The organism is Antiquaquibacter soli, assembly GCF_030580675.1.
Classification (GTDB): domain Bacteria; phylum Actinomycetota; class Actinomycetes; order Actinomycetales; family Microbacteriaceae; genus Rhodoglobus; species Rhodoglobus soli.
The window spans coordinates 79,471-101,476 of record NZ_JAUQUB010000006.1; the positions used below are offsets into that span (position 1 = coordinate 79,471).

Annotated in this window: 21 protein-coding genes; 18 read left to right on the forward strand and 3 right to left on the reverse strand. The window is 71.3% G+C overall.

The annotated features are described in order from the left end of the window. Positions 1-173: 173 nt before the first annotated feature. Genes Q5716_RS15050 through Q5716_RS15060 form a run of 3 tightly spaced genes read left to right on the forward strand, consistent with a single transcriptional unit; the run spans position 174 to position 6,984 of the window. Complete coding sequence (locus Q5716_RS15050) at positions 174-3,434, forward strand: hypothetical protein (protein ID WP_305003974.1); 3,261 nt, start codon at positions 174-176, stop codon at positions 3,432-3,434. Between the two features lie 53 nt (positions 3,435-3,487). Next, a complete protein-coding gene (locus Q5716_RS15055) occupies positions 3,488-4,726 on the forward strand; it encodes an MFS transporter (RefSeq protein ID WP_305003975.1) in 1,239 nt (412 codons plus the stop codon). Between the two features lie 5 nt (positions 4,727-4,731). Beyond that, positions 4,732-6,984 (forward strand): glycoside hydrolase family 3 C-terminal domain-containing protein, encoded by a 2,253-nt coding sequence (locus tag Q5716_RS15060; RefSeq protein WP_305003976.1) that lies wholly within the window; start codon positions 4,732-4,734, stop codon positions 6,982-6,984. On the opposite strand, the gene Q5716_RS15065 is transcribed toward Q5716_RS15060, so the two are convergent. From Q5716_RS15065 to Q5716_RS15075, 3 genes are read right to left on the reverse strand one after another with little or no spacing between them, the layout of a single operon-like run. Continuing rightward, positions 6,981-7,529 (reverse strand): GNAT family N-acetyltransferase, encoded by a 549-nt coding sequence (locus tag Q5716_RS15065; RefSeq protein ID WP_305003977.1) that lies wholly within the window; start codon positions 7,527-7,529, stop codon positions 6,981-6,983. The two genes, Q5716_RS15060 and Q5716_RS15065, sit on opposite strands and share 4 nt — an antisense overlap. Then, a complete protein-coding gene (locus Q5716_RS15070) occupies positions 7,526-8,080 on the reverse strand; it encodes a GNAT family N-acetyltransferase (protein ID WP_305003978.1) in 555 nt (184 codons plus the stop codon). Before Q5716_RS15070 ends, Q5716_RS15065 begins: the two co-directional genes overlap by 4 nt. Next, positions 8,077-9,324 (reverse strand): glutamyl-tRNA reductase, encoded by a 1,248-nt coding sequence (locus Q5716_RS15075; RefSeq protein ID WP_305003979.1) that lies wholly within the window; start codon positions 9,322-9,324, stop codon positions 8,077-8,079. Before Q5716_RS15075 ends, Q5716_RS15070 begins: the two co-directional genes overlap by 4 nt. A gap of 44 nt (positions 9,325-9,368) precedes the next feature. Between Q5716_RS15075 and hemE the strand changes: the two genes are divergently transcribed. From hemE to Q5716_RS15150, 15 genes are all read left to right on the forward strand, one after another. Next, positions 9,369-10,424, forward strand: coding sequence for a uroporphyrinogen decarboxylase (gene hemE / locus Q5716_RS15080; protein WP_305003980.1), 1,056 nt, complete (start codon positions 9,369-9,371; stop codon positions 10,422-10,424). Next, positions 10,411-11,712 (forward strand): protoporphyrinogen/coproporphyrinogen oxidase, encoded by a 1,302-nt coding sequence (locus Q5716_RS15085; protein ID WP_305003981.1) that lies wholly within the window; start codon positions 10,411-10,413, stop codon positions 11,710-11,712. The genes hemE and Q5716_RS15085 overlap by 14 nt, the downstream gene beginning before the upstream one ends. Continuing rightward, on the forward strand, positions 11,709-13,403 hold the full coding sequence (locus Q5716_RS15090) for an ABC transporter ATP-binding protein (RefSeq protein WP_305003982.1): 1,695 nt from the start codon (positions 11,709-11,711) through the stop codon (positions 13,401-13,403). Before Q5716_RS15085 ends, Q5716_RS15090 begins: the two co-directional genes overlap by 4 nt. Further along, positions 13,400-14,155, forward strand: a complete 756-nt coding sequence (locus tag Q5716_RS15095; RefSeq protein ID WP_305003983.1) for an energy-coupling factor transporter transmembrane component T family protein — start codon at positions 13,400-13,402, stop codon at positions 14,153-14,155. Before Q5716_RS15090 ends, Q5716_RS15095 begins: the two co-directional genes overlap by 4 nt. Positions 14,156-14,341: 186 nt before the next feature. Beyond that, positions 14,342-14,851, forward strand: coding sequence for a nucleotidyltransferase family protein (locus Q5716_RS15100; protein ID WP_305003984.1), 510 nt, complete (start codon positions 14,342-14,344; stop codon positions 14,849-14,851). Then, positions 14,848-15,099: a hypothetical protein gene (locus Q5716_RS15105; RefSeq protein WP_305003985.1), complete on the forward strand. Its 252-nt coding sequence runs from the start codon at positions 14,848-14,850 to the stop codon at positions 15,097-15,099. Before Q5716_RS15100 ends, Q5716_RS15105 begins: the two co-directional genes overlap by 4 nt. Before the next feature lie 49 nt (positions 15,100-15,148). Further along, entirely contained in the window at positions 15,149-15,805 is a 657-nt protein-coding gene (gene hemQ, locus Q5716_RS15110; protein ID WP_305003986.1) for a hydrogen peroxide-dependent heme synthase, read from the forward strand. Beyond that, the gene (locus Q5716_RS15115) at positions 15,802-16,962 is read left to right on the forward strand and encodes a ferrochelatase (protein WP_305003987.1); all 1,161 of its coding nucleotides are present in this window, start codon (positions 15,802-15,804) and stop codon (positions 16,960-16,962) included. The genes hemQ and Q5716_RS15115 overlap by 4 nt, the downstream gene beginning before the upstream one ends. Continuing rightward, positions 16,905-17,876 (forward strand): hydroxymethylbilane synthase, encoded by a 972-nt coding sequence (gene hemC / locus Q5716_RS15120; protein ID WP_434056624.1) that lies wholly within the window; start codon positions 16,905-16,907, stop codon positions 17,874-17,876. Before Q5716_RS15115 ends, hemC begins: the two co-directional genes overlap by 58 nt. Beyond that, positions 17,873-18,838: a porphobilinogen synthase gene (gene hemB, locus Q5716_RS15125; protein WP_305003989.1), complete on the forward strand. Its 966-nt coding sequence runs from the start codon at positions 17,873-17,875 to the stop codon at positions 18,836-18,838. The genes hemC and hemB overlap by 4 nt, the downstream gene beginning before the upstream one ends. After that, entirely contained in the window at positions 18,835-20,136 is a 1,302-nt protein-coding gene (gene hemL / locus Q5716_RS15130; protein ID WP_305003990.1) for a glutamate-1-semialdehyde 2,1-aminomutase, read from the forward strand. Before hemB ends, hemL begins: the two co-directional genes overlap by 4 nt. A 77-nt stretch (positions 20,137-20,213) precedes the next feature. Next, positions 20,214-20,540 carry a YtxH domain-containing protein gene (locus Q5716_RS15135; protein ID WP_305003991.1) on the forward strand — a complete coding sequence of 109 codons (327 nt, stop codon included), beginning with the start codon at positions 20,214-20,216 and terminating at the stop codon, positions 20,538-20,540. A gap of 7 nt (positions 20,541-20,547) precedes the next feature. Then, a complete protein-coding gene (locus Q5716_RS15140; RefSeq protein ID WP_305003992.1) occupies positions 20,548-20,946 on the forward strand; it encodes a phage holin family protein in 399 nt (132 codons plus the stop codon). A 7-nt stretch (positions 20,947-20,953) separates the two neighbouring features. Further along, positions 20,954-21,181 (forward strand): DUF3618 domain-containing protein, encoded by a 228-nt coding sequence (locus Q5716_RS15145; RefSeq protein ID WP_305003993.1) that lies wholly within the window; start codon positions 20,954-20,956, stop codon positions 21,179-21,181. Between the two features lie 53 nt (positions 21,182-21,234). Next, positions 21,235-21,987 (forward strand): uroporphyrinogen-III synthase, encoded by a 753-nt coding sequence (locus tag Q5716_RS15150; protein WP_305003994.1) that lies wholly within the window; start codon positions 21,235-21,237, stop codon positions 21,985-21,987. Positions 21,988-22,006: the final 19 nt, after the last annotated feature.

Consider the following 22,006-nt stretch of genomic DNA (forward strand, 5'->3'; position numbering starts at 1 on the left):
AATGCCGACCTGCTATCGTGGTGACCGCACCGCGTGGATGTGACCCGAAATCACCATCCGCACCCGAACCCGGTGTAGTCGAGCCTTACCCCGATCAGGCATGCACATCTCGCCCCCGAGAGACGTGTGTCACTGGGCGCAGCCCGAACTCCCTTACCCAGGAGATTCGCCCCGTGCTTAAGAAGTTCACCGCTGTACTGTCGAGCCTGCTGCTCGCCGTCGGCCTCTCCGTCATCGCTGTCGCCGCCCCCGCGTCGGCACACCACACCGACCTCAGTGCAACCGCCGCGTGTACGAGCGACGGCGGCTGGGATGTCACGTGGACCGTCGTCAACTCGGAGAACTTCGCCGGCACCATCACGTCGTCGAACAACGCCGCGATCCCGGTGAACACGGTGCTGCCGGCCAACCCGCAGTACAACACGGCGAACTCGAAGACGAACACCTTCGTGCAGCACGTGACGACGAACGCGAGCATCAAGACGGACATCACCGTCAAGTGGTTCAAGCAGTCGGGCACGGTGCAGAACTCCCAGTCGTACACGTTCTCGAGCTTCCCCGCCGCGTGCGGCACCCCGGTCTCCGGAACCAACGGAGTGGACTGCACGGCCGCCACGATCTACACCAACGCCGCCCTCAAGAACGGCGATCACATCAACATGGACGTGGTGCAGAACGGCACCAAGTTCCAGCTGAACGCCTACGTCGACCAGCGTCAGTCGCAGGACCCGGCGAGCGAGTCGGGTCTCGTGCTGCGGATCACGCAGAAGACCGGTCCCCAGATCGTGCTGCCGATCACGGCGGCGCAGAAGAACTCCGGCACTTTCACCTTCACCTACTCCAGCTACCTCACCGGCGGCTGGACGGTGGAGTGGGTCCAGTTCAACAGCTCCTACTTCAACCAGAACCGCGACGCCGCGAAGTTCCTGTACTGCGGCACGCAGGAGGCATCCGCCGCTGTCGTCCTCACCGACGCCACGTGCGACTCCGGCCAGACTGTCGCGAAGGGCGCCATCTCCGGCGCCACGTGGGGCGAGCTCGTCATCACGGGCAGCACCTACTCGGTGACCGCCACGGCCAGCACCGGATACTCGTTCAACGGGCAGCCCACCAAGACGTTCACGGGCACCCTCTCGCCCCCGAGCTCCGGCCCCGAGTGCCAGCCCGTGCTCCAGTGCCTTCCGAAGTCGGCCGTGAGCTACACCTACGACTCCGTCGCCAACTCCGGCGTCATCACCGTCGTCAACCCCGACCCCACCAAGTACACCAACGACCTCTGCGACGGCTTCTGGGTCACCGCGACGAGCTGGAAGTACACGAGCAGCACGCTGTGGCCGCAGGCCCGGGATGTCGTGCAGAAGCTCCCCAAGATCACGAGCGTCGGCACCTACCCCTACGTCGCTGCCGTGTCGTGCGGTCAGGGCGACATCTACGCGTCCTTCACGGCGCAGCCCGACCCGACCGCGAACCTCTACGGCCCCGGCAACCCGTTCCCCGAGACGTTCCTCCACAGCATGGGCTTCACCGGCCCGAACCCGACGTGGATGCGACAGGCCCTCGGCTGCAACTCGACCACCGTCGTCGAGCCGACCGCCACGCCGATCACGGAGTGCGGCACCTACGGCAGTGTCGTGGTTCCCGCCGACACGATGTACATCGACTACACGCTCACCGGTAACGGCCAGACGGGCATCAACACGGTCACCGCCGTCGCGAACGCGCCGTTCGTGCTGCAGGGCTACCCGGCCGGTGGCTGGACCTTCGACCTCGGCCAGTACTACGACTGCCCGAAGCTCGCGGAGCCCGTCGCCCCCACCCTGACCACGGTGACCGAGTGCGGCGTCTACGGCACCGTCACTCCGCAGGTCACCGAGGGCGTCGACTACGTCGTCGAGTTCGACCAGGCGACCGGCGACTACACCGTCACCGCGACTCCGCAGGACGGCTACCGCTTCGCGGACGACAAGACCGAGATCGTCTTCGAGGGCAATGTCGGCGCCTACTACGAGTGCGTCATCGACACGGATGCCTCGATCGTCTACGGCGAGTGCACGTGGAACACCGACGGCACCGCGAACTTCCGCGAGGTCGCGATCACGTTCGACAACACGAAGAGCAACGTGGACGTGCCGTTCGAGATCCCCTACTTCCCCGAGTACAACCAGGTCGTCCCGGCGGGTCAGAAGGTCACCTTCTCCGTCGCCAACATCTGGCCGGCCGGCGGCGGGTACACCGTCAACGCGGGTACCGAGAGCTTCGACCTCACGATCGTGCCGTGCGACGAGCCCGAGAAGCCGCAGCCGAAGACGCGCGACGAGGTCGTCTCGTCCTACGACTGCGACACCACCGTCGCCACGGTCACGACCACCACCTACACGACGGACTGGGTGTTCGACACCGAGACGGCGACCTGGGTCGAGGGCGAGGAGGTCGCGGGCCAGCCCGTCGTCACCACCCGGGCCATGACTCCCGAGGAGATCTCCACGGAGTCGTGCCTGGTGACGGTCACCGATCCGCAGGCCTCCACGTGCGACGTGGTCGTCGACACCGAGCTCACGAGCTGGATCCGCGTCGAGCTGAACCCGAACGTTCAGTACACGATCGACGGCACCGTCGTGACCGAGGAGTTCACGGCCGTCGAGCCGGGCGCGCACCAGGTCGTCGCGACCGCGCTCAACGGCTACACGCTTCAGGGCGCCCAGCCGGAGCCGGACGACTGGACCGACACGACCCACACGTGGAACTTCATCGCGGTCGACACGAGCAAGTGCGAGCCCCCGACCCTGTCGCAGGTGCTTCCCACCTACTCGTCGCAGCAGCTCGGCTGCACGGCCAACGGTTCCTACACGATCGGCGCCGAGTTCGGCGACGTCACCTGGACGGTCAACGGCACGAAGACCGAGCCGGGCACCTACACGGTGACCGAGCCGGGCACGGTGACGCTCGTCGCGACGCCGACCGACCCGACGGACGGGTTCGACTCCGCGTGGACGCAGGGCAGCACCCCGATCGTGCTGACCTTCGAGCGGCCGGCCGAGGGCTGCGAGCCCCCGACCCTCGCCGAGGTCCTGCCGAGCTACTCGTCGACCCCCCTCACGTGCAGCTCGGCCGGCTCGTACACGATCGGCGCCGAGTTCGGCGACGTGACGTGGACGGTCGACGGCACCGAGACCGCCGCCGGCACCTACCCGGTGTCGAAGGCCGGTTCGGTCGTGATCGAGGCGTCGCCGACGAACGAGGATGACACGCTCGCCGCCGAGTGGACCGACGAGCCCATCACCCTCACCTTCGCGCTCCCGAGCGGCGACTGCTCGACTCCGATGCTCGCCCTGACCGGCGCCGTGGCATCCTTCGCTCCCGTGTGGGCGGCGGCACTGCTCGCGCTCACCGGACTCGGGCTCGTCCTGCTCCGCCGCAAGAACACAGCACAGTAGTACCGCTCTAGACGGTTCCGTCGTCATGGTTCTCCCGATACTCTCGGGGAACCATGACGACGACTGTCATTAAGGCTCCGGCCCGATTCATCGCGGTGTACGCGATCGGGTACGTCGGCGCCTACATCGCGCTCATCACCCCCGTCGCGACGACGCTCGCGCTCAAGGTCGGCGAGCTCGACCCGCAGGGCAAGGAGTCGAGCCTCGGCCTCATCGCGGCGATCGGCGCCCTCGTCGCGATCGTCTCCAACGGGCTGTCCGGCGCGCTCAGCGATCGCACGCGCAGCGGGCTCGGTCGACGTCGCCCGTGGATCCTCGCCGGAGCGCTCGGCGGGGTCGTCGCGCTCGCGATCGTCGGCTTCGCCCCCACCCTCCTCGTCGCCACGATCGGCTGGATCCTCAGCCAGCTCACCCTCAACTGGGTGCTCGCCGCGCTCCAGGCCCTGCTGCCCGACCAGGTGCCGCTCGAGCAGCGCGCGCGGGTGAGCGCCGTGCTCGGCATCGCGCAGCAGGTGTCGCCGCTCCTCGGCATCGGCATCGCGTTCGGGGTGCAGGCCGCGGGTGGCGGCATCGGTCTGATGTTCCTCGTGCCGGGCGTCGTCGGGGCTGTGCTCATGGTCGTCGTCGTGCTCGTCATCCGCGACGTGCCGCACGAGGAGGCCGGAGCGTTCTCGTGGCGTGCGTTCGCGAGATCCTTCCGCATCGAGCGGGGAAAGCGCGGCGACTTCGGCTGGGCGTGGTTCGGCCGGTTCTTCGTCATCCTCGGCTTCGCCGTCTACACGACGTACCAGGTGTACTTCATCGGCGACCGACTGGGTGTGCCCGCGGACGAGGTCGTGCTGACCCAGCTCTACGCCCTGCTGATCTTCTCCGCCGTACTCACCGTGAGCGCTCTCGTCTCGGGTCGCGTGTCGGACCGCACGGGCCGCCGCAAGCCGTTCGTCTTCGCGTCGGCGGCGATCGTCGGCGTCGGACTCGGGATGCTCGCCCTCACGCACACCCTGCCCCTCTTCTATGTCTCCGCCGTCGTGATGGGCATCGGTATCGGCGCCTTCTTCGCCGTCGACCTCGCACTCCTCACCGACGTGCTGCCCGACAAGGAGCACACCGCGGCGAAGGACATGGGCATCTTCAACATCGCCAACTCGCTCCCGCAGTCGGTGGCGCCCGCGATCGCGCCGCTCTTCCTCGGTATCGGCGGCGGGGGCAACTACAGCGCCCTCTTCATCGCGGGCGGGGTGTTCGCCGTGATCGGGGCCGCGCTCATCGCCCCGATCCGCGCCGTAAAGTAGCGCTCATGGTCGGCCTCACCCTCGAGCAGAAGGCTGCGCTCGTCGTGGGGAGCGGCTACTGGGCGACAGTGGACGCGCCGGGCATCCCGGTCGTCACCATGAACGACGGACCGCACGGGCTGCGCACCCAGCCCAACCACGGTGACAATCTCGGTCTCGGCTCGAGCCTGCCGGCCACGTGCTTCCCGCCCGCGACCGGGCTCGCGTCGAGCTGGGACCGCGACCTGATCGAGCGGGTGGGTCGGGCGATCGCCGAGGAGGCGATCGAGCAGGGTGTCGACATCGTGCTCGGTCCGGGCGTCAACATCAAGCGCTCGCCGCTGTGCGGACGCAACTTCGAGTACTTCTCCGAGGACCCGCTCCTGTCGGGGCAGCTCGGTGGGGCGTGGGTTCGTGGGGTCCAGTCGCTCGGGGTGGGAGCATCCCTCAAGCACTTCGCCGTCAACAATCAGGAGACCGCCCGGATGACGGTGAGCGCCGAGGTCGACGAGCGCACCCTCCGCGAGATCTACCTGCCCGCCTTCGAGTCGGTCGTCATTCGCGAGAAGCCGTGGACGGTCATGTGCTCCTACAACCGCATCAACGGCGTCGCCGCTGCGGAGAACCACTGGCTGCTCACCGACCTGCTCCGCGGCGAGTGGGGCTTCGACGGCCTCGTGGTCTCCGACTGGGGCGCCGTCGACCAGCGGGTTCCCGCGCTCGCGGCGGGGCTCGACCTCGAGATGCCGGGGCCGCAACGCGACTCGACCGAGGCCGTCGTGCACGCGGTGCTGTCGGGTGAGCTCGACGAGAGCGTGCTCGACCGGGCGGTGGAGCGCGTGCGGGCGCTCGCCGCTCGCGCGCATCCGTCCCCTGAGGCTGGGGACGGCCCGGCGCTGCTCCCGCCGAGTGCCTCAGGCAGCGCGCACCACGCGCTCGCCCGAGAGGCCGCCGCCGACTCCATGGTGCTGCTGCGCAACGAAGGCGGACTCCTGCCGCTCGACACCAACCAGCCGATAGCGGTCATCGGCGAGTTCGCCCGCACCCCCCGGTTCCAGGGGGCGGGCAGCTCGCAGGTGAATCCGACGCGGGTGGACGCGGCTCTCCCGGCGCTCGAGGCGCTCGCGCCCATCGAGTTCGCGCCCGGGTACAGCCTCGACCGACGGGTGGATGCCGGGCCCCTCATCCGCGAGGCGGTGGCCGTGGCATCCCGGTCGTCCGTCGCGCTCGTGTTCGTGGGCCTGCCGGCCACGGAGGAGTCGGAGGGCTTCGACCGCACCTCGATCGACCTCCCGCCCGCGCACGTGCGGCTGATCCGGGAGGTCGCGGCCGTCAACCCGCGAACCGTCGTCATCGTCTCCAACGGCGGGGTCGTGTCGCTCGAGCCGTGGCACGACGACGTGCCGGTCATCCTGGAGTCCTGGCTCCTCGGGCAGGCGGGGGGAGCGGCGATCGCGGACGTGCTGTTCGGACGGGTCGCGCCGTCGGGACGGCTGGCGGAGAGCATCCCGTTCCGACTGCAAGACACCCCGAGCTACCTCAACTTCCCGGGCGAGAACGACGTGGTTCGCTACGGCGAGGGGGTCTTCGTCGGCTACCGCTACTTCGAGTCCGCGGAGGTCGCGGTGCGCTACCCGTTCGGGTTCGGCCTCGGCTACACGACGTTCGAGTCGAGCGACCTGCGGGTGACGGCGACGCGCGAGTCGGTCGCTGCGACGGTCACCGTCACCAATACGGGATCGCGGGCCGGCAAGCACGTCGTGCAGTTGTACGTCTCCCCGGCGGCCGCCGGCGTGCGCCGCCCCGTCCGCGAGCTGCGCGGCTTCGAGAAGGTCGCGCTCGAGCCCGGTGAGTCGGCCGAGGTGCGGTTCGAGCTGGATGCCCGCGCCTTCGCCCACTGGGACACCCGCACCCACGACTGGCTCGTGCCCGGGGGCGACTACCGCATCGAGATCGGCGACTCCGCGCACGACATCGCCTTGTGGACCGTGGTCGCCCGCCGGGGCCCGGCGCCCGTTGAGCTCACCATGGACTCGTCGGTGGCTCAGCTGCTGGCGCATCCGGTCACCGGGCCGATCTTCGCTCGGGCGGTGCGCGGTGCGGACGACGAGAGCGCCATGGGCGGCAGTCTGTTCGACATGGTGGCGACGGTGCCGGTTCGGCGTCTCCTGCGGTTCCCGGGAGTGGGCGACCAGATGCGGCACCTGCCGCTCCTGCTGCGCGTCGCGAACAACCCGCTCGTGCGCACCGTCGCCGGCTGGTTCGACCGCCGCCGCTAGTGACCCGCCACGACGGCCATGACGACCACGTCGGACCACTCGCCGTCCCAGAACCACGCCTCGCGCAGGAGTCCCTCCGTGTGGAACCCGACCTTCTCGTACACGCGCTGCGCGCGAGTGTTGTAGTCGACGACCTCGAGGCTGATGCGGTGCAGGCCCACCACCTGGAGCCCGTAGTCGACGACGGCCTTCGTCGCCTCCGACCCGTAGCCCTTGCCGAAGACGGAGGCGCCGCCGAGCGAGATGCGGAAGCTCATCGACTCGGTGTGCGGATCGAGGTCGCTCAGCACGACCTCCCCGACGTACGCGTCATCCGAGAGCCGGATGATCGCCCAGTCCGCGCGGTCGTGCGCGTCGGCGCGGCTCGCCAGCCACGACCGGACCTGCTCCTCGGTGAACGTCGCGTGGGTGCCGGTGAGCCGCCGCGTCTCCGGGTCGTGCAGCGCCGCCCAGGACCCGTCGAAGTGCTGCGGCCCGAGCGGCTCCAGTCGGAGGTTCGGGGTGGTGAGCGTGACCTGCTCGCGGAAGTAGTCGGGGGCGATCATGCTCGCCATTCCCGCGCCAGAATTCCGTAGATGCCGGTGTCCGCCCACTCGCCCTTGAACCACATGTGCTCGACGAAGTGCGCCTCGTGCCGCATCCCGAGCCGCCGGCAGAGGGCGACGGATGCCTCGTTCCGCGGGTCGAGCTCGGCGTAGACGCGGTGCAGCCCGACCTCGTCGAACGCCACGTCGAGCATCCGGGCCGCGGCCTCCCGCGCATACCCGCGACCCCAGTGCTCCCGGCGCAGCACCCAGCCGATCTCGCCGGTCTCGTCGTCGGCTGAGGCGATGGTGAAGTACACGGCGCCGATCACCTCGCCGTCGAGCACGATCGCGGGTTGGACGTAGTCGCCCTTGTCGGCGAGGACGCGCGCCTGCCCGTACTCGGCGACCTTCTCGGTCACGACCTCGAGCGAGCGGGGCTCGTACAGCTGGTAGCGGACGACGTCCGGGTCGGACATCCAGGAGTGCACGGCCGCAACGTCGTCGGGCGTCATGAGGCGGAGTTCGAGCCGCTCTGTGTGCAGCGGCCCGTCGAACTCCCACCGGTTCATGCGGACTCCGACTCCGCGGACGATTCGCTGGATGCCCCCGCCGACCGCACCGGCGGTGCCGGCCGCACCCCGAGCACCGCGTCGAGCCCGGCGACGAACTCGTCGAGCCGTCCCTCGGCCGCGAGTTCGCGGGCCCGGACGGACGGCGCGTGCACGAGCACGCTCGCGAGGTGCTTGAGCGCCCGCTGTGTCTCGTCGGAGGCCCCGCGCGATCGCGCTCGCTCGAGTTCGTCCTCGAGCACGTCGAACACGTACCCGCGCAGGGCGACGATGGCGGGTTCGGCGGCGGTGTCCGCGGTGAACTGGTGCGCGGCATCCCGCACCATGGCGCGCGCGTCGTCGTGGGCGCTGAGCTGCTCGAGGGGGGCGTGAAGGCTGATGGTCTCGAGGTCGAGCAGCTCGACGCCGGGCAGCTGGGCGACCGCGGGGTCGACATTGCGGGGAAGGCCGAGGTCGATGACGAGGCGCGGGTGCTCGCCGGTGAACCGCTCGGGGCCGAGGACGGCTTTCGTGGTGCAGGTCACGACGACGTCGACGTCGAAGTCGTCGCTCACCGTGAGGGCGTGGCGGGCGGCGAAGGGGGCCCCTCGGCCGCTCGGCGAGTAGACGCGGATGTCGTCGGCGCCGTGCTGGCGGAGGGCGGCGACCGTCGTGCCCGCGTACTGGCCGGTGCCGACGAGCAGAACCCGCAGGCCGGCCCAGTCGTCGATGCGGCTGGAAGCGAGTTCGAGCGCGAGCCGCACGAGGGAGCGACCGGCCCCGCCGACGTCGGCGCGGTTCTTGACGCCGCGGCTCGTGCTCGTCGCGCGCTGGAAGAGCCGCTCGAGGTCGCGGCTCGTGGTGCCTTCGCGCCGCGCGCGGGCGAGCGCCGCGGCGACCTGGCCGGAGATCTCGTCCTCGCCGACGACGACCGACTCGAGGCCCGAGGTGACGGCGAACAGGTGGGCAGGCACTTCCGCGCCCTCGTGCACCTGGATGGATGCCCGCAGCTCGGCGACGGGGATGCCGCTCGACTCGCTGAGCGCCTCGAGCGTGGATGCCACGGCCACCGCGGTCGCCGCCGTGAGGGGTTCGTCGATGTCGAGGTACGCCTCGAAGCGGTTGCACGTCGCGAGCACCACCGCACCCGACACGAAGTCGCTCGAGGTGACGAGGCTGGAGGTGGTCTCGACCGCGTTCACCGAGAGGCGATCGAGCAGGTCGAAGCTCGCGTTGCCGTGGTTGGAGCTGAGGCAGAGGAGCACGAGAGGAAATTCTACCCCGCGTAGTAGACGCCTAGGCTGGAGCCGTGCTCCCCGCGAATCATCCCCTCGTCGACGGCCGCACCGGCGGGTCGCGGTTGATCCGCGCGTACCGCGGCGACCGGCCCGACGTCACTCCGGTGTGGTTCATGCGCCAGGCGGGGCGGTCGCTGCCCGAGTACCGCGAGCTCCGCGTCGGAACCCGGATGCTCGACGCCTGCCTCACGCCCGAGCTCGCCTCCGAGATCACGCTGCAGCCGGTGCGCCGCCACGGCGTCGACGCCGCGATCTTCTTCAGCGACATCGTGGTGCCCGTGCTCCTCGCCGGGGTGGGAGTGGAGATCGTGCCGGGGAGGGGGCCGGTGATCGAGCATCCGATCCGCACCGCGTCGGACGTGAACGCGCTGCGCCCGATCGACCCGGACGCGCTCGCGCCGATCGCCGACGCCGTCGCGCGCACGGTGGCCGAGCTCGGCGACACCCCTCTCATCGGATTCGCGGGCGCCCCGTTCACTCTCGCGAGCTACCTCGTCGAGGGCGGTCCGTCGAAGGAGCACTTGCGCGCCCGCACGATGATGTACGCCGACGCGCACGCGTGGGCGAGCCTCCTCAACTGGTGCGCGGATGTCTCCGGCCAGTTCCTGCTCGCCCAGGTGCGCGCGGGCGCCTCGGCGGTGCAGCTCTTCGACTCGTGGGTCGGATCGCTGTCGGAGCAGCAGTACGTGCGGCGGGTGGCGCCGCACTCGGCTCGCGCGTTCTCCCACTTGCGCGGGTACGACGTGCCGAAGGTCCACTTCGGTGTGGGGAGCGGAGAGCTGCTGCGCGCGATGCGGGCGGTCGGCGCGGACGTCGTGGGCGTCGACTGGCGCATCCCGCTCGACGAGGCCGAGCGCCGCCTCGGCGGGGGAGTTCCGCTGCAGGGCAACATCGACCCGGCGCTCCTCGGTGCACCGTGGAGGGTGCTGCAGGCGCACCTCGACGACGTCCTCGACCGCGGGCTGGCCGCCCCCGCGCACGTCGTCAACCTCGGGCACGGCGTGCCGCCCGAGACCGACCCCGACGTGCTCACGCGCGTCGTCGAGTACGTGCATGGCCGCGGCTGACGACACCGTCACCGTCGTCGGCGGCGGCGTCGCGGGGCTCGTCGCCGCGCGCCGCATCGCGCGCACCGGCCGCCCGGTCAGGCTCCTGGAGGCGAGCGGGCGTCTCGGGGGCACGCTCGCCCGCCAGCGCGTCGGCGACATCGAGCTGGATGCCGGCGCCGAGAGCTTCGCGACGCGCGGCGGCACCGTCGCGGCGCTCGCCGCCGAGCTCGGCCTCGGCGACCAGGTCGTCGCGCCTCTCGACGCCCCGGCCTGGCTGTACCGCGCGGACGGCTCGGCCATCCCGCTTCCCGCGACGAGTGTGCTCGGCATCCCCGCCGCTCCCCTCGCGGCCGACGTCATCGCCGCCGTGGGTCTCGGCGCCGCCCTCCGGGCGCAGCTCGACTCGCTCATCCCGGCCCTGAAGCCGCGGCCGGACGCCACGCTCGGCGCTGTCGTTCGCCGCCGCATGGGACGCGGGATGCTCCGGCGCCTCGTCACCCCGGTGGTGCAGGGCGTCCACTCCGCCGACCCCGACGAGCTCCTGCTCGAGCGCGCCGTGCCGGGGCTCGCGCACCGGCTCGCCGGGCGCGGCTCGCTCGCGGCGGCGGTGCGCGACCTCCGGGCCGACGCGCCTCCCGGTTCGGCTGTGCGCGGCATCCGGGGCGGAGTCAACCGCCTGGTCACCGAGCTCGTCGCCGACCTCGTGGCTCTCGGCGTCGACATCCGCCTCGACTCGCGTGTCGAGTCTCCCGCCGCGGTCGACGGGCCGCTCGTGTGGGCCGCGCCGCTGGCCCCCGTCGGTCGGTCGATCACGCTCGCGACGCTCGTGCTCGACGCGCCGGAGCTCGACGCTGCTCCGCGCGGGACCGGCGCGCTCGTCGACCCGGATGCCCGCACCGTCGCCGCGAGGGCCCTCACGCACTCCACCGCGAAGTGGGAGTGGCTCGCGGAGCGCGCCGAGGGGCGCCACGTCGTGCGGCTCTCGTACGACGATCCGCCCGAGTTGCTCGCGGAGGCGGCGCGGCTCGACGCTGCAGCGCTCCTCGGCGTCGAGCTCCCCGCGAGCGCGGTGGTCGACTTCGCCCGCATCACGTGGACGCGCCCGGCGCCCGCCGCGTCGCCGGCGGGTGTGCTCGTCGTCGGCGAGTCGGTCGCCGGTTCGGGCATCGCGGGGGTCGTCGCGCACGCGAACCGGGCGGTCGACGAGTGGCTCGTCGCTCACGACCCGGGCACGGCGGGCGACCCCGACCCCGACCCCGCCATCGGCCCCGACCCCGCCACCGACCCCGACCCGGACGCCGCGTGACGCAACCGCTCGAGGTGCGCGCGGTGCGCATCCGATACCCTGACCGCGACGCCTGGCGCCCGAACGGCGTGGACTTCTCCGTGCGCCCCGGCGAGGTCGTGCTCGTGCTCGGCCCGAGCGGCTGCGGCAAGTCGACGCTCGCCCTCGCCCTCGGCGGCCTCCTGCCCCGAGACGTCCCGGCGGACCTGGAGGGGGCGGTGCTGCTGTCGGGGCGCGATTCGAGCGCGGCGTCCATCGGCGAGCTCGGGTCATCCGTCGCCACCGTCTTCCAAGACCCGGACGCCCACGTGGTCACGGCGACCGTCTTCGACGAGGTCGCATTCGGCCCGGAGAACCTGCTCGTGCCCGCTGACGAGGTGCTCGAGCGGACCGAGCGGGCGCTGCGCACCGTCGGGCTGTGGGAGCGTCGCGACGACAACCCGGACGTGCTCTCCGGTGGTGGCCGACAGCGACTCGCGATCGCGAGCGCCCTCGCGCTCCATACGCCGCTTCTCGTGCTCGACGAGCCCACCGCGAACCTCGACCCCGCGGGCATCGAGGAGGTGTACGCGGCGCTCGCCGAGGTCGTCGCGAGCGGTCAGCGGTCGGTGGTGCTCGTCGAGCACAACCTCGACGCGGCCCTCGAGATCGTCGACCGAGTCGTGGTGCTCGACGAGCTGGGGCGGCTCGTGCTCGACGGACCGGCGCGCGAGACGCTTCGCGACAACGTGGACCGACTCGCGGCCCTGGGGGTGTGGCTGCCGGTGTCGGCGCTCGCGGCGTTGCGGCTGCGGAGCGCGGGAGTGCGGATGCCCGACCTCCCCCTCACCCCCGCCGAGCTCGCCACGTCTCTCGACGCGCTGCCGGAGCTGCCCCCGCCGCCGGTCGCGGCGACTCCCGCGGTACCCGCTGAGCCGGTCGTCACCATCGACCGCCTCACGCTCCGCCGGGGTCGTGCCGCTGTGCTCCACGACGTGAGCCTGAGCATCGCCCGCGGCAGCGTGACGGCCCTCGTGGGCGTCAACGGCGCGGGCAAGACGAGCCTCCTTCAGGCCATCGCCGGAGTCCTCCGCCCGCCACGCGGCACCGTGTCGACGCACGGTCACGACCCGGCCCGCGCCGACGTGCGCGTGCTCGCCCGCGACGTCGGCTTCGTGTTCCAGAACCCCGAGCACCAGTTCGTCCGCGCGACCGTCGCCGAGGAGCTGGCGCACGGCCCGCTGCTCCAGGGCGTGCCCGCCGACGAGGTCGTGCGCCGCGTCGACGGGATGCTCGTGCGCTTCGGCCTCGTCGACCACCGCGACGTGCATCCGATGCTCCTCTCCGGAGGTCAGAAGCGACGGCTCTCCGTCGGCACCGCGCTCATCTCGCGTCCGCCGGTGCTCGCGCTCGACGAGCCGACGTTCGGACAGGACCGCGAGCGCGCCGAGGAGATCCTCGACCTGCTCGACGAGGTGAACCGCGAGGGCACGACGATCGTTCTCGCCACCCACGACCTCCAGCTCGTCGCCGACCACGCGAGCCACGTCGCCGTGCTCCACGCCGGCCGGCTGAGCGCGTTCGGTCCGGCGGGGGAGGTGCTCTCCGGGGGTGCACTCGAGGCTGCCGGCCTGCGACGGCCGGTACTCGCGCGCGCGATGGGGGCGCTGTCGGGCCACCCGGAGTGGCGGTCGATCGCGCGACTCGCGGACCTGCCGGGCGGTGCCGGGTGAGGCCGCGCGTCGCGTTCAACCCGCTCGCGACGATCGCGGCGGTGGTGCCGGCGGTCGTCGTACTGATCCTCGCCCGCGACCTCGCGACCCCGATCTCGTTCCTCGCGCTCGGCGCGCTCGCGCTCGCCGTCACGGCGCGACTGGGTCGGCGCGCGGTGCTGGCCCTCACCGTCGCACTGCCGCTGTTCGTCGTCGTGAGCGGGGCGACGTTCGCCGTGTGGACCGACCCCGCGCGCGCCGCGCCGGGCGCGGAGCTGCTGCGCCTCGGCGATTACGCCCTCACGACGGGGATGCTCGGCTCCGGCTTCGCGACTGCACTCCGCCTGGCCGCCCTGCTCGTGCTCGCGCTCCTGCTCGCGGCGACGAGCTCCGGCGCCGACCTCGTCCGCGCGTCGGTGCAGTACCTCCGCGTGCCGTACCGCATCGGGTACACGGCGCTCGCGTCCTTTCGCTTCGTGCCGCGGTCGGCGCACGAGCTCGAGCTCATCCGCCAGGCGCACCGGGTGCGCGGCATGGCGGGCGGTCGCGGGCCGGTGGCGGGCATCCGGCGCTGGGCGGGGTATGTCGTGCCGTTGCTCGCGGGGGCGATCCGGCACGCCGAACGCGTGGCGCTCGCGATGGATGCCCGCGCCTTCGGCGCCCACCCCACCCGCACCGAGCGCCACTCGGTTCCCTTCCGCGCCCGTGACGCGGCCATCGTCGTGCTGTTCTGGACGGCGACGGTCGTCGTGGTGCTGGCTCGCCGCTCCTGATTCGTCCGACGAGCAGCATAGTGAACGACTACCCACTATTATGGGTGATAGCCAACTATTCTGGGAGGAGCGCTCATGCAGTTCCAGAGTCCCTTCGCTGTCGTCACCCCGAGCGCGGACGGAGAAGTCCTCGAGGTTCTCGCGGGTGCTCCCCAGGAGTGGTTCACCTCGGCGACGGTCGCCCGAATGACCGCCCGATCCGCTGAGGGGGTGCGTCTCGTCCTGATCCGCCTCGTGGATCAAGGGATCGTCGAACGCGAGTCCACCTCGCAGGGCAATCGCTTTCGACTGAACATCGATCATCTCGCTGCCGACGCCGTCGTGGCCATCGCACGCCAATGGACCACCTTCCTCGACCGCCTCGCGCTCGATATCGAGAGGTGGGCGTCGCCGCCGAGATACGCCGCGATCTTCGGCTCTGCGGCCCGGCGCGAGATGCACGCCGATAGCGACATCGATCTCTTCCTGGTTCGCCCAGACCGGGACCGCTCCGAGCAGTGGTTCGAGGATGTCGCCCAGCTCGAGGACAGGGCCACTCGATGGACGGGCAACGACGTTCGGACGCTGTGGATGACCGAGTCGGAGGTCTCCGACCGGGCGTCCGAGGCCGTACTGACCGACATCCTTCGAGACGGTATCCCCGTGACGGGTGATCGCTCATGGTTCGCGCGCACTATTCAGAAGGGCGAATCGTGAGGCTGGTTGAGTGCACCTCGGCGACTCGGACCGGACGGCTCGCGAAAGCGGTGGGATTTCTCGGCCAGAACCACGCCGACGCTCGCGCACTGCTCCGGCGGGCCGAGCCGTCCCTGGAGTCCGCGCTCGGCACACTCCTCGCGATGAAGACCGATGCAGGCTACGGTGCGCAGGCCCTGTCGGCGCACAAGCTTCTCGCCGCCCAGCGCGCCGCCCGCAAACTCGTCGAGGCCGCCCTCCGCGCCTAGGACTTCTACGCCGTGTAGAGAACTCAGCGAAGAGTGCGAGGATAGTCCGGTGAGCAACGACGAACTCGGCTACACGCTCTGGTCGGTCCTCAGGAGGGACCCCGCGCGAACCGCCGGCACCGGCGACCTCGGCCCCGCGATCGCGGCGGTGGAGGCGAAGGGTGTCACCATCCGCGGCTTCTACGACGTGTCATCCCTCCGCGCCGACGCGGACCTCATGATCTGGCTGCACGGCGGCCCGCCCGAGACTCTGCAGTGGGCTCTGCGCGAGCTGCGCCGCAGCGAACCGCTGCGCACGCTCCTCCCCACCTGGAACGCGATGGGCGTGCACCGCGACGCGGAGTTCAACCGCCGCCACGCGCCCGCGTTCCTCCGGGGACTGCCCCCGGAGCAGTGGCTCACCGTCTACCCGTTCGTGCGCTCCTACGAGTGGTACGTCCTGCCCGAGGAGGAGCGCGCCGCGATGCTCGCCGAGCACGGCCGCAAGGGCTCCGAGTACCCGCAGGTGCTCGCCAACACCGTCGCCTCGTTCGCGCTCGGCGACTACGAGTGGATCCTGCCGCTCGAGGCTCCGGAGCTCGTCGACCTCGTCGACCTCATGCGCCACCTGAGGAAGACGGATGCCCGGCTCCACGTGCGCGAAGAGGTCCCGTTCTACACCGGTCGCCGCATCCGCGTCGACGAGATCGCCGAGGTGCTGTCATGATCACGAACGGCCTGGTTCCGGGAGCGACTCCCGCCGCCGCATCCGGCCCCGAGCACGTCGAGGAGCCCGTCGCCTACGACGCGATCCTCCTCGCGAGCTTCGGCGGCCCCGAGGGGCAGGACGACGTCATCCCGTTCCTCCGCAACGTCACCCGCGGCCGCGGCATCCCCGAGGAGCGCCTCGAGGAGGTCGCCCACCACTACCGCGCGTTCGGCGGGGTGAGCCCCATCAACGACCAGAACCGCGAGCTGAAGGCGGCCCTCGAGGCGGAGCTCGCGCGCCGCGGCATCGACCTGCCGGTGCTGTGGGGCAACCGCAACTGGGACCCGTATCTTCGGGATGCCCTCGCCGAAGCCCACGAGCGCGGGTTCACGAAGCTCATCGCCGTCGGCACGAGCGCCTACAGCTCCTACTCCAGCTGCCGACAGTACCGCGAGGACTACGCGATGGCGCTCGCCGAGACCGGCCTCGAGGGCGTGATCCAGATCGACAAGGTGCGGCAGTTCTTCGACCACCCGGGGTTCGTCGAGCCGTTCATCGAAGGAACGCGCGACGGAATCGCCGAACTGGAGGCGCGGGGCATCCCGCGCGCGCGCATCCACGTGCTCTTCGCGACCCACTCGGTGCCGACCGACGACGCGGTGCGCAGCGGGCCGCGAGACCGCGACTTCGGTGCCGGCGGCGCCTACGCGGCCCAGCACCTCGCTGTCGCCGAGGTGGTGATGCGCGAGGTCGGCGAGGGCGTCGGGTGGGATCTCGTCTACCAGTCGCGGTCGGGTCCGCCCACGCAGCCGTGGCTCGAGCCCGACATCAACGATGCGATCGAGGAGCTGCCCGCGAAGGGGATCGAAGGGCTCGTCATCGTGCCGCTCGGCTTCATCTCCGACCACATGGAGGTCAAGTGGGACCTCGACACCGAGGCCCTCGAGACGGCGGGGGAGCACGGCATCGACGCGATTCGCGTGCCCACCCCGGGAGTGCACGCCGCCTTCGTGAGCGGGCTCGTCGACCTCGTGCTCGAGCGCCGCGACGGCATCCCGACCGCCGATCGTCCGGCCCTCACCGAGCTCGGCCCCTGGTACGACGTGTGCCGGCCGGGATGCTGCGAGAACGTCCGCTTGGGCTTCAAGCCCGCGCTCGCGGGGCTCGAGCCGTGAGCGCCGCGCCCACCGGCACGATCCGCATCGGAACACGAGGGTCGGAGCTCGCCCGCACCCAGACCGGGCTCGTCGCCCGCGAGCTCGAGAAGCGCGGGGCGACGACCGAGCTCGTCATCATCTCCACCGAGGGCGACCGCTCGGACGCCCCGCTCGCGAGCCTCGGCGGCGCGGGAGTCTTCGTCGCCGCCCTCCGCGAGGCGCTCCTCGACGGGCGCGTGGACGTCGCGGTGCACTCCCTCAAGGACCTCCCCACCGCCCCCGCGCCGGGTCTGTCGATCGGAGCGATCCCGAAGCGGGCGGATGCTCGCGACGCCTTGTGCGCGCGCGACGGCTTGACTCTCCAGACCCTCCCCGAGGGCGCCCGCGTCGGCACCGGTTCGCCTCGCCGCGTGGCCCAGCTCCGCTCCCGCCGACCGGACCTCGAGATCGTCGACGTCCGCGGCAACGTCGACACCCGCCTCGGCAGGGTCGCCTCGGGCGAGCTCGACGCCGTGGTGCTCGCCGTCGCGGGCCTCGACCGCATCGGCCGGCTCGACGCGGTGAGCGAGTTCCTCGAGCTCGGCCCGTGGCCCACCGCTCCCGGACAGGGTGCGCTCGCCGTCGAGGTGCGCGCGGGCGAGGAGAAGCTCGTCTCGGCGCTCGACCACAAGACCTCCCGGGTGACCGCGGAGGCCGAGCGCCGCACACTCGCCCTCCTCGAGGCGGGATGCTCCGCCCCGGTCGCCGCGCACGCCGTCGTCGACGACGGCCTCCTGTTCCTCTCCGCCCGCGTCTACGGGCCGGAGCACCACATCACGAGCTCGCACGCGCTCTACGTCTCCGACTCGAAGGACCCGGCGGGAGACCTCGCGGAGCGCGTCGCGAAGGAACTCTTCGAACTGGGTGCCGCCGACCTGATCGGTGCGCCGTGATCATCCGCCCGCGCCGCGTGCGCGCCACCCCTGCCCTGCGCCGCCTCGTCGCGGAGACGCGGCTCCACCCCGCCGAGCTCGTGCTCCCGATGTTCGTGCGCGAGGGCGCGACCGAGCCCGTGCCGGTAACCTCCATGCCTGCTGTCGTGCAGCACTCCCTCGACTCCCTCCGCCGCGCGATCGCGGAGGCCGCCGAGGCGGGCATCGGCGGAGTGATGCTCTTCGGCGTCCCCGAGCACAAGGACGCCGAGGGCTCAGGAGCGACCGACCCCGACGGCATCCTCAACGTCGCAACCCGCGCCGCCGTCGCCGAGGCGGGCGACGCGCTCGTCGTGCAGACCGACCTCTGCCTCGACGAGTTCACCGACCACGGCCACTGCGGGGTGCTCGACGAGCGCGGGCGCGTCGACAACGACGCCTCCCTGCTTCGCTACCGCGACATGGCCGTCGCCCAGGCGGAGTCCGGATCGCAGCTGCTCGGCCTCAGCGGCATGATGGACGGCCAGGTCGCGGCCGTGCGCGACGCTCTCGATGCGGCCGGGCATCCGGATGTCCCGCTCCTCGGTTACGCCGCCAAGTACGCGTCCGCGTTCTACGGCCCCTTCCGCGAGGCCGTGCAGTCGTCGCTCCAGGGCGACCGCCGCAGCTACCAGCTCGACCCCGCGAACGCGCGCGAGGGCGAGCGCGAGGTTCTGCTCGACGTCGAGGAGGGCGCCGACGTCGTCATGGTCAAGCCGGCGATGAGCTACCTCGATGTGCTCGCGCGCGCCGCCGCGGTGAGCCCCGTGCCCGTGTGGGCCTACCAGGTGTCCGGGGAGTACGCGATGATCGAGGCTGCCGCCGCGAACGGCTGGATCGATCGCGACCGCGCCATCGCCGAGTCCGTGCTGTCCATCAAGCGGGCGGGTGCGGATGCCGTGCTCACCTACTTCGCCGTCGAGCTCGCGAGGAACCTGCGATGATCACCAACGAGCAGGCGTTCGACCGCGCCCGAGCGGTGCTGCCGGGCGGGGTCAACTCGCCCGTGCGCGCCTTCGGCTCCGTCGGCGGCGCACCCCGCTCCTTCGTCTCGGCGCGCGGCCCGTACGTCACCGACGTCGAGGGGCGCGAGTACGTCGACCTCGTGGGCTCATGGGGTCCGGCCATCCTGGGTCACGCGCACCCCGGCGTCATCGGCGCGGTCCAGGACGCGGCCTCGCGCGGGCTCGGATTCGGGGCATCCACCCCCGGCGAGACGGAGCTCGCGGAGCTCGTGCGCGACCGCGTCGGCACTCGCTACCTCGAGAAGCTGCGGCTCGTCTCCACCGGCACCGAGGCGACGATGACGGCGATCCGGCTCGCGCGCGGGGCGACCGGCCGCGACCTGCTCGTCAAGTTCTCCGGCCACTACCACGGCCACTCCGACGGACTCCTCGCCGAGGCAGGGTCCGGCGTCGCGACCCTCGCCATCCCCGGCTCGGCGGGAGTGCCGGATGCCGTCGCCGCCCAGACGACCGTCATCGGGTACAACGATCTCGACGCCGTCCGCGCGCTGTTCGAGGCGCGCGGCTCGGAGATCGCCGCCGTCATCGTCGAGGCCGCCGCCGCGAACATGGGCGTCGTGCCGCCCGCCCCGGGCTTCAACCGGGCGCTCACCGAGATCGCGCACGAGCACGGTGCGCTCGTCATCCTCGACGAGGTGCTCACCGGGTTCCGTGTGTCGGCGTCGGGATGGCTCGGGCTCGACGGCGACTACGAGCCCGACCTCGTGACCTACGGCAAGGTCATCGGCGGCGGCCTGCCGCTCGCCGCTCTCGGCGGCCGTGCCGCCGTGATGGACCTCCTCGCGCCGCTCGGACCCGTGTACCAAGCGGGCACGCTGAGCGGCAACCCGGTCGCCGTCGCGGCCGGCCTCGCGACGCTGCGGCTCGCGGATGACGCGGTGTACGCGCACCTCGACGCGACCGCGGCGGCACTGTCGAGCGCCGTGTCGCTCGCGCTCTCCGCGGAGGGTGTGGCGCACAGCATCCAGCACGCCGGCAATCTGTTCTCGATCGCGTTCCGCGAGACCCCGCCCACCGACTACGCGGGGGTGAAGGCGCAGGACGCCTTCCGCTACCCGCCGTTCTTCCACGCGATGCTCGACGCGGGGGTGTCCCTGCCGCCGAGCGTCTTCGAGGCGTGGTTCGTGTCGGCTGCGCACGACGAGACCGCGGTCTCGCGCATCCTGGATGCTCTGCCCGCCGCCGCGCGGGCGGCCGCCACTGTACATTCCCTCTGAGGCATGCACAAGCGGGAGACAGCACTTTCGCTCGGGTCTAGGCTGGGTGCGTTACTCGGCACGATACGGAGGCAACCATGAGGGGCAAGATCCTGTTCGTGGTCGGGCTGGGAGTCGGCTATGTGCTCGGCACCCGCGCCGGACGCGAGAAGTACGACCAGCTCAAGGCGACGGTCACGAAGTTCTGGAACGATCCGCGGGTCCAGGAGCGCGTCGACGACGTGCAGGACTTCGTGAAGGACAAGGCGCCGGATGTCGCGGAGTTCCTCGCTGACGGCGCGAAGAAGGTCGTCTCGCAGGTCTCGGGCGCGAACAAGTCGACGGCCTCCAAGCCGGCCGCCCGCAAGCCTGCGTCGAAGTCGACGACCAGCAAGTCGTCGAGCGCGTCGTCCGCGGCGAAGTAGGCGCGCCATGACCCAGGTGCCCCCGCGGCCCAAGCGGTCGCTCTTCACCCTCATCGGCGACCTGCCGAGGCTGCTCACGGACCTCATCCGCGGCGAGATCGAGCAGCTCAAGCGCGAGCTCATCGCCAAGGCCGCCGCAGCGGGAATCGGAATCGGTCTGCTCGCGGTCGCCGCGACGTTCCTGTTCTTCGCGCTCGGAGTCTTCATCGCCGCAGCGATCCTCGGCATCGCGACCGTGCTTCCCGCGTGGGCTGCGGCGCTCATCGTCGGTGGCGCGCTGCTCGTGATCGCGATCGTCCTCGTGCTGATCGGCGTCGCGAGCCTCAAGCGCAGCGGCGGCGGGCCGGAAGAGACCATCGACAGCATCAAGAAGGATGTCCGCGTCATCAAGGGCATCGGAAGGTGAGGTAGCAATGGCAGACGACATCGAGGCCAAGGTCGCGGCGGCGCGGGCAGAGCTCGCCGACACCCTCGACGCGATCGAGGACAAGCTCAACGTTCCCAAGCGCGTCAACGAGCTGACGGAGCGGGCGAAGGCGTCGTACGAGCGCAACCCGTTGCCGTGGATCATCGGCGCCGTGGGCGCGGCGATCGCCGTCGCCGGTGTGGTCGCCTGGGCCATCCTGAGCGACGACGACTAGCTCCCGCGGGCGCTCGATTCGCATCCTCCCCCCGAGCGGGGGAGGATAGGGGAATGGCAGCCAAACCGCTCGAGGGGTGGCGCGTCCTCGTGCCCCGCGGCGGAAAGTGGGGCGACGGCGTCGCGGCCAGCCTGCGCAGCTTCGGCGCGATCCCGGTGATCGCGCCCATGATCAACTTCGCGAGTACGGATGACACCGCCGGTCTCGCGAATGCGTTCCACGAACTCGCCGACGGCCAGTTCGAGTGGGTCGTCGTGACGAGCGCGACGACCGTCGACGTCTTCGTCGGTCATCGCGTCACGATCCCACCGACGACTCGGGTGGCCGCCGTGGGCGAGACGACGGCCGCGGCGCTCACGCTCGCCGGCTATCGAGTGGACTTCATCCCCGCCGGCGACAACTCCGCGCGCGGTCTCGTCAAGGAGTGGCCCGAGTCGGCGGTGTCGGGTCGGGTGCTCATCCCGCAGTCGGACATCGCCGAGCCCACCCTCGTCGACGGGATGCGCAAGCGCGGCCTCGACGCGCAGTTCGTGGCCGCCTACCGCACGGTGGGTGTGCCGGTCGTCGAGGAGGTGCGCGCGGATGTCGCATCCGGCCGCATGACGGCGATCCTCGTCAGCTCGGGCTCCGTCGCCCGCCAGATCGCAGCGCAGCTGGCCCCGCTCCCGGAGGCGACGGTCGTGGCGACGATCGGTCCGCGCACCGCGTTCGACGCCCGCGCGGCCGGGCTGAGAGTCGACCTCATCGCGGAGGACCGCTCGGCCGACTCGCTCGTGCAGGCGCTCGTCGAGCACGCCTCTCGCTAGCGCCGACGCCTACCGCCGC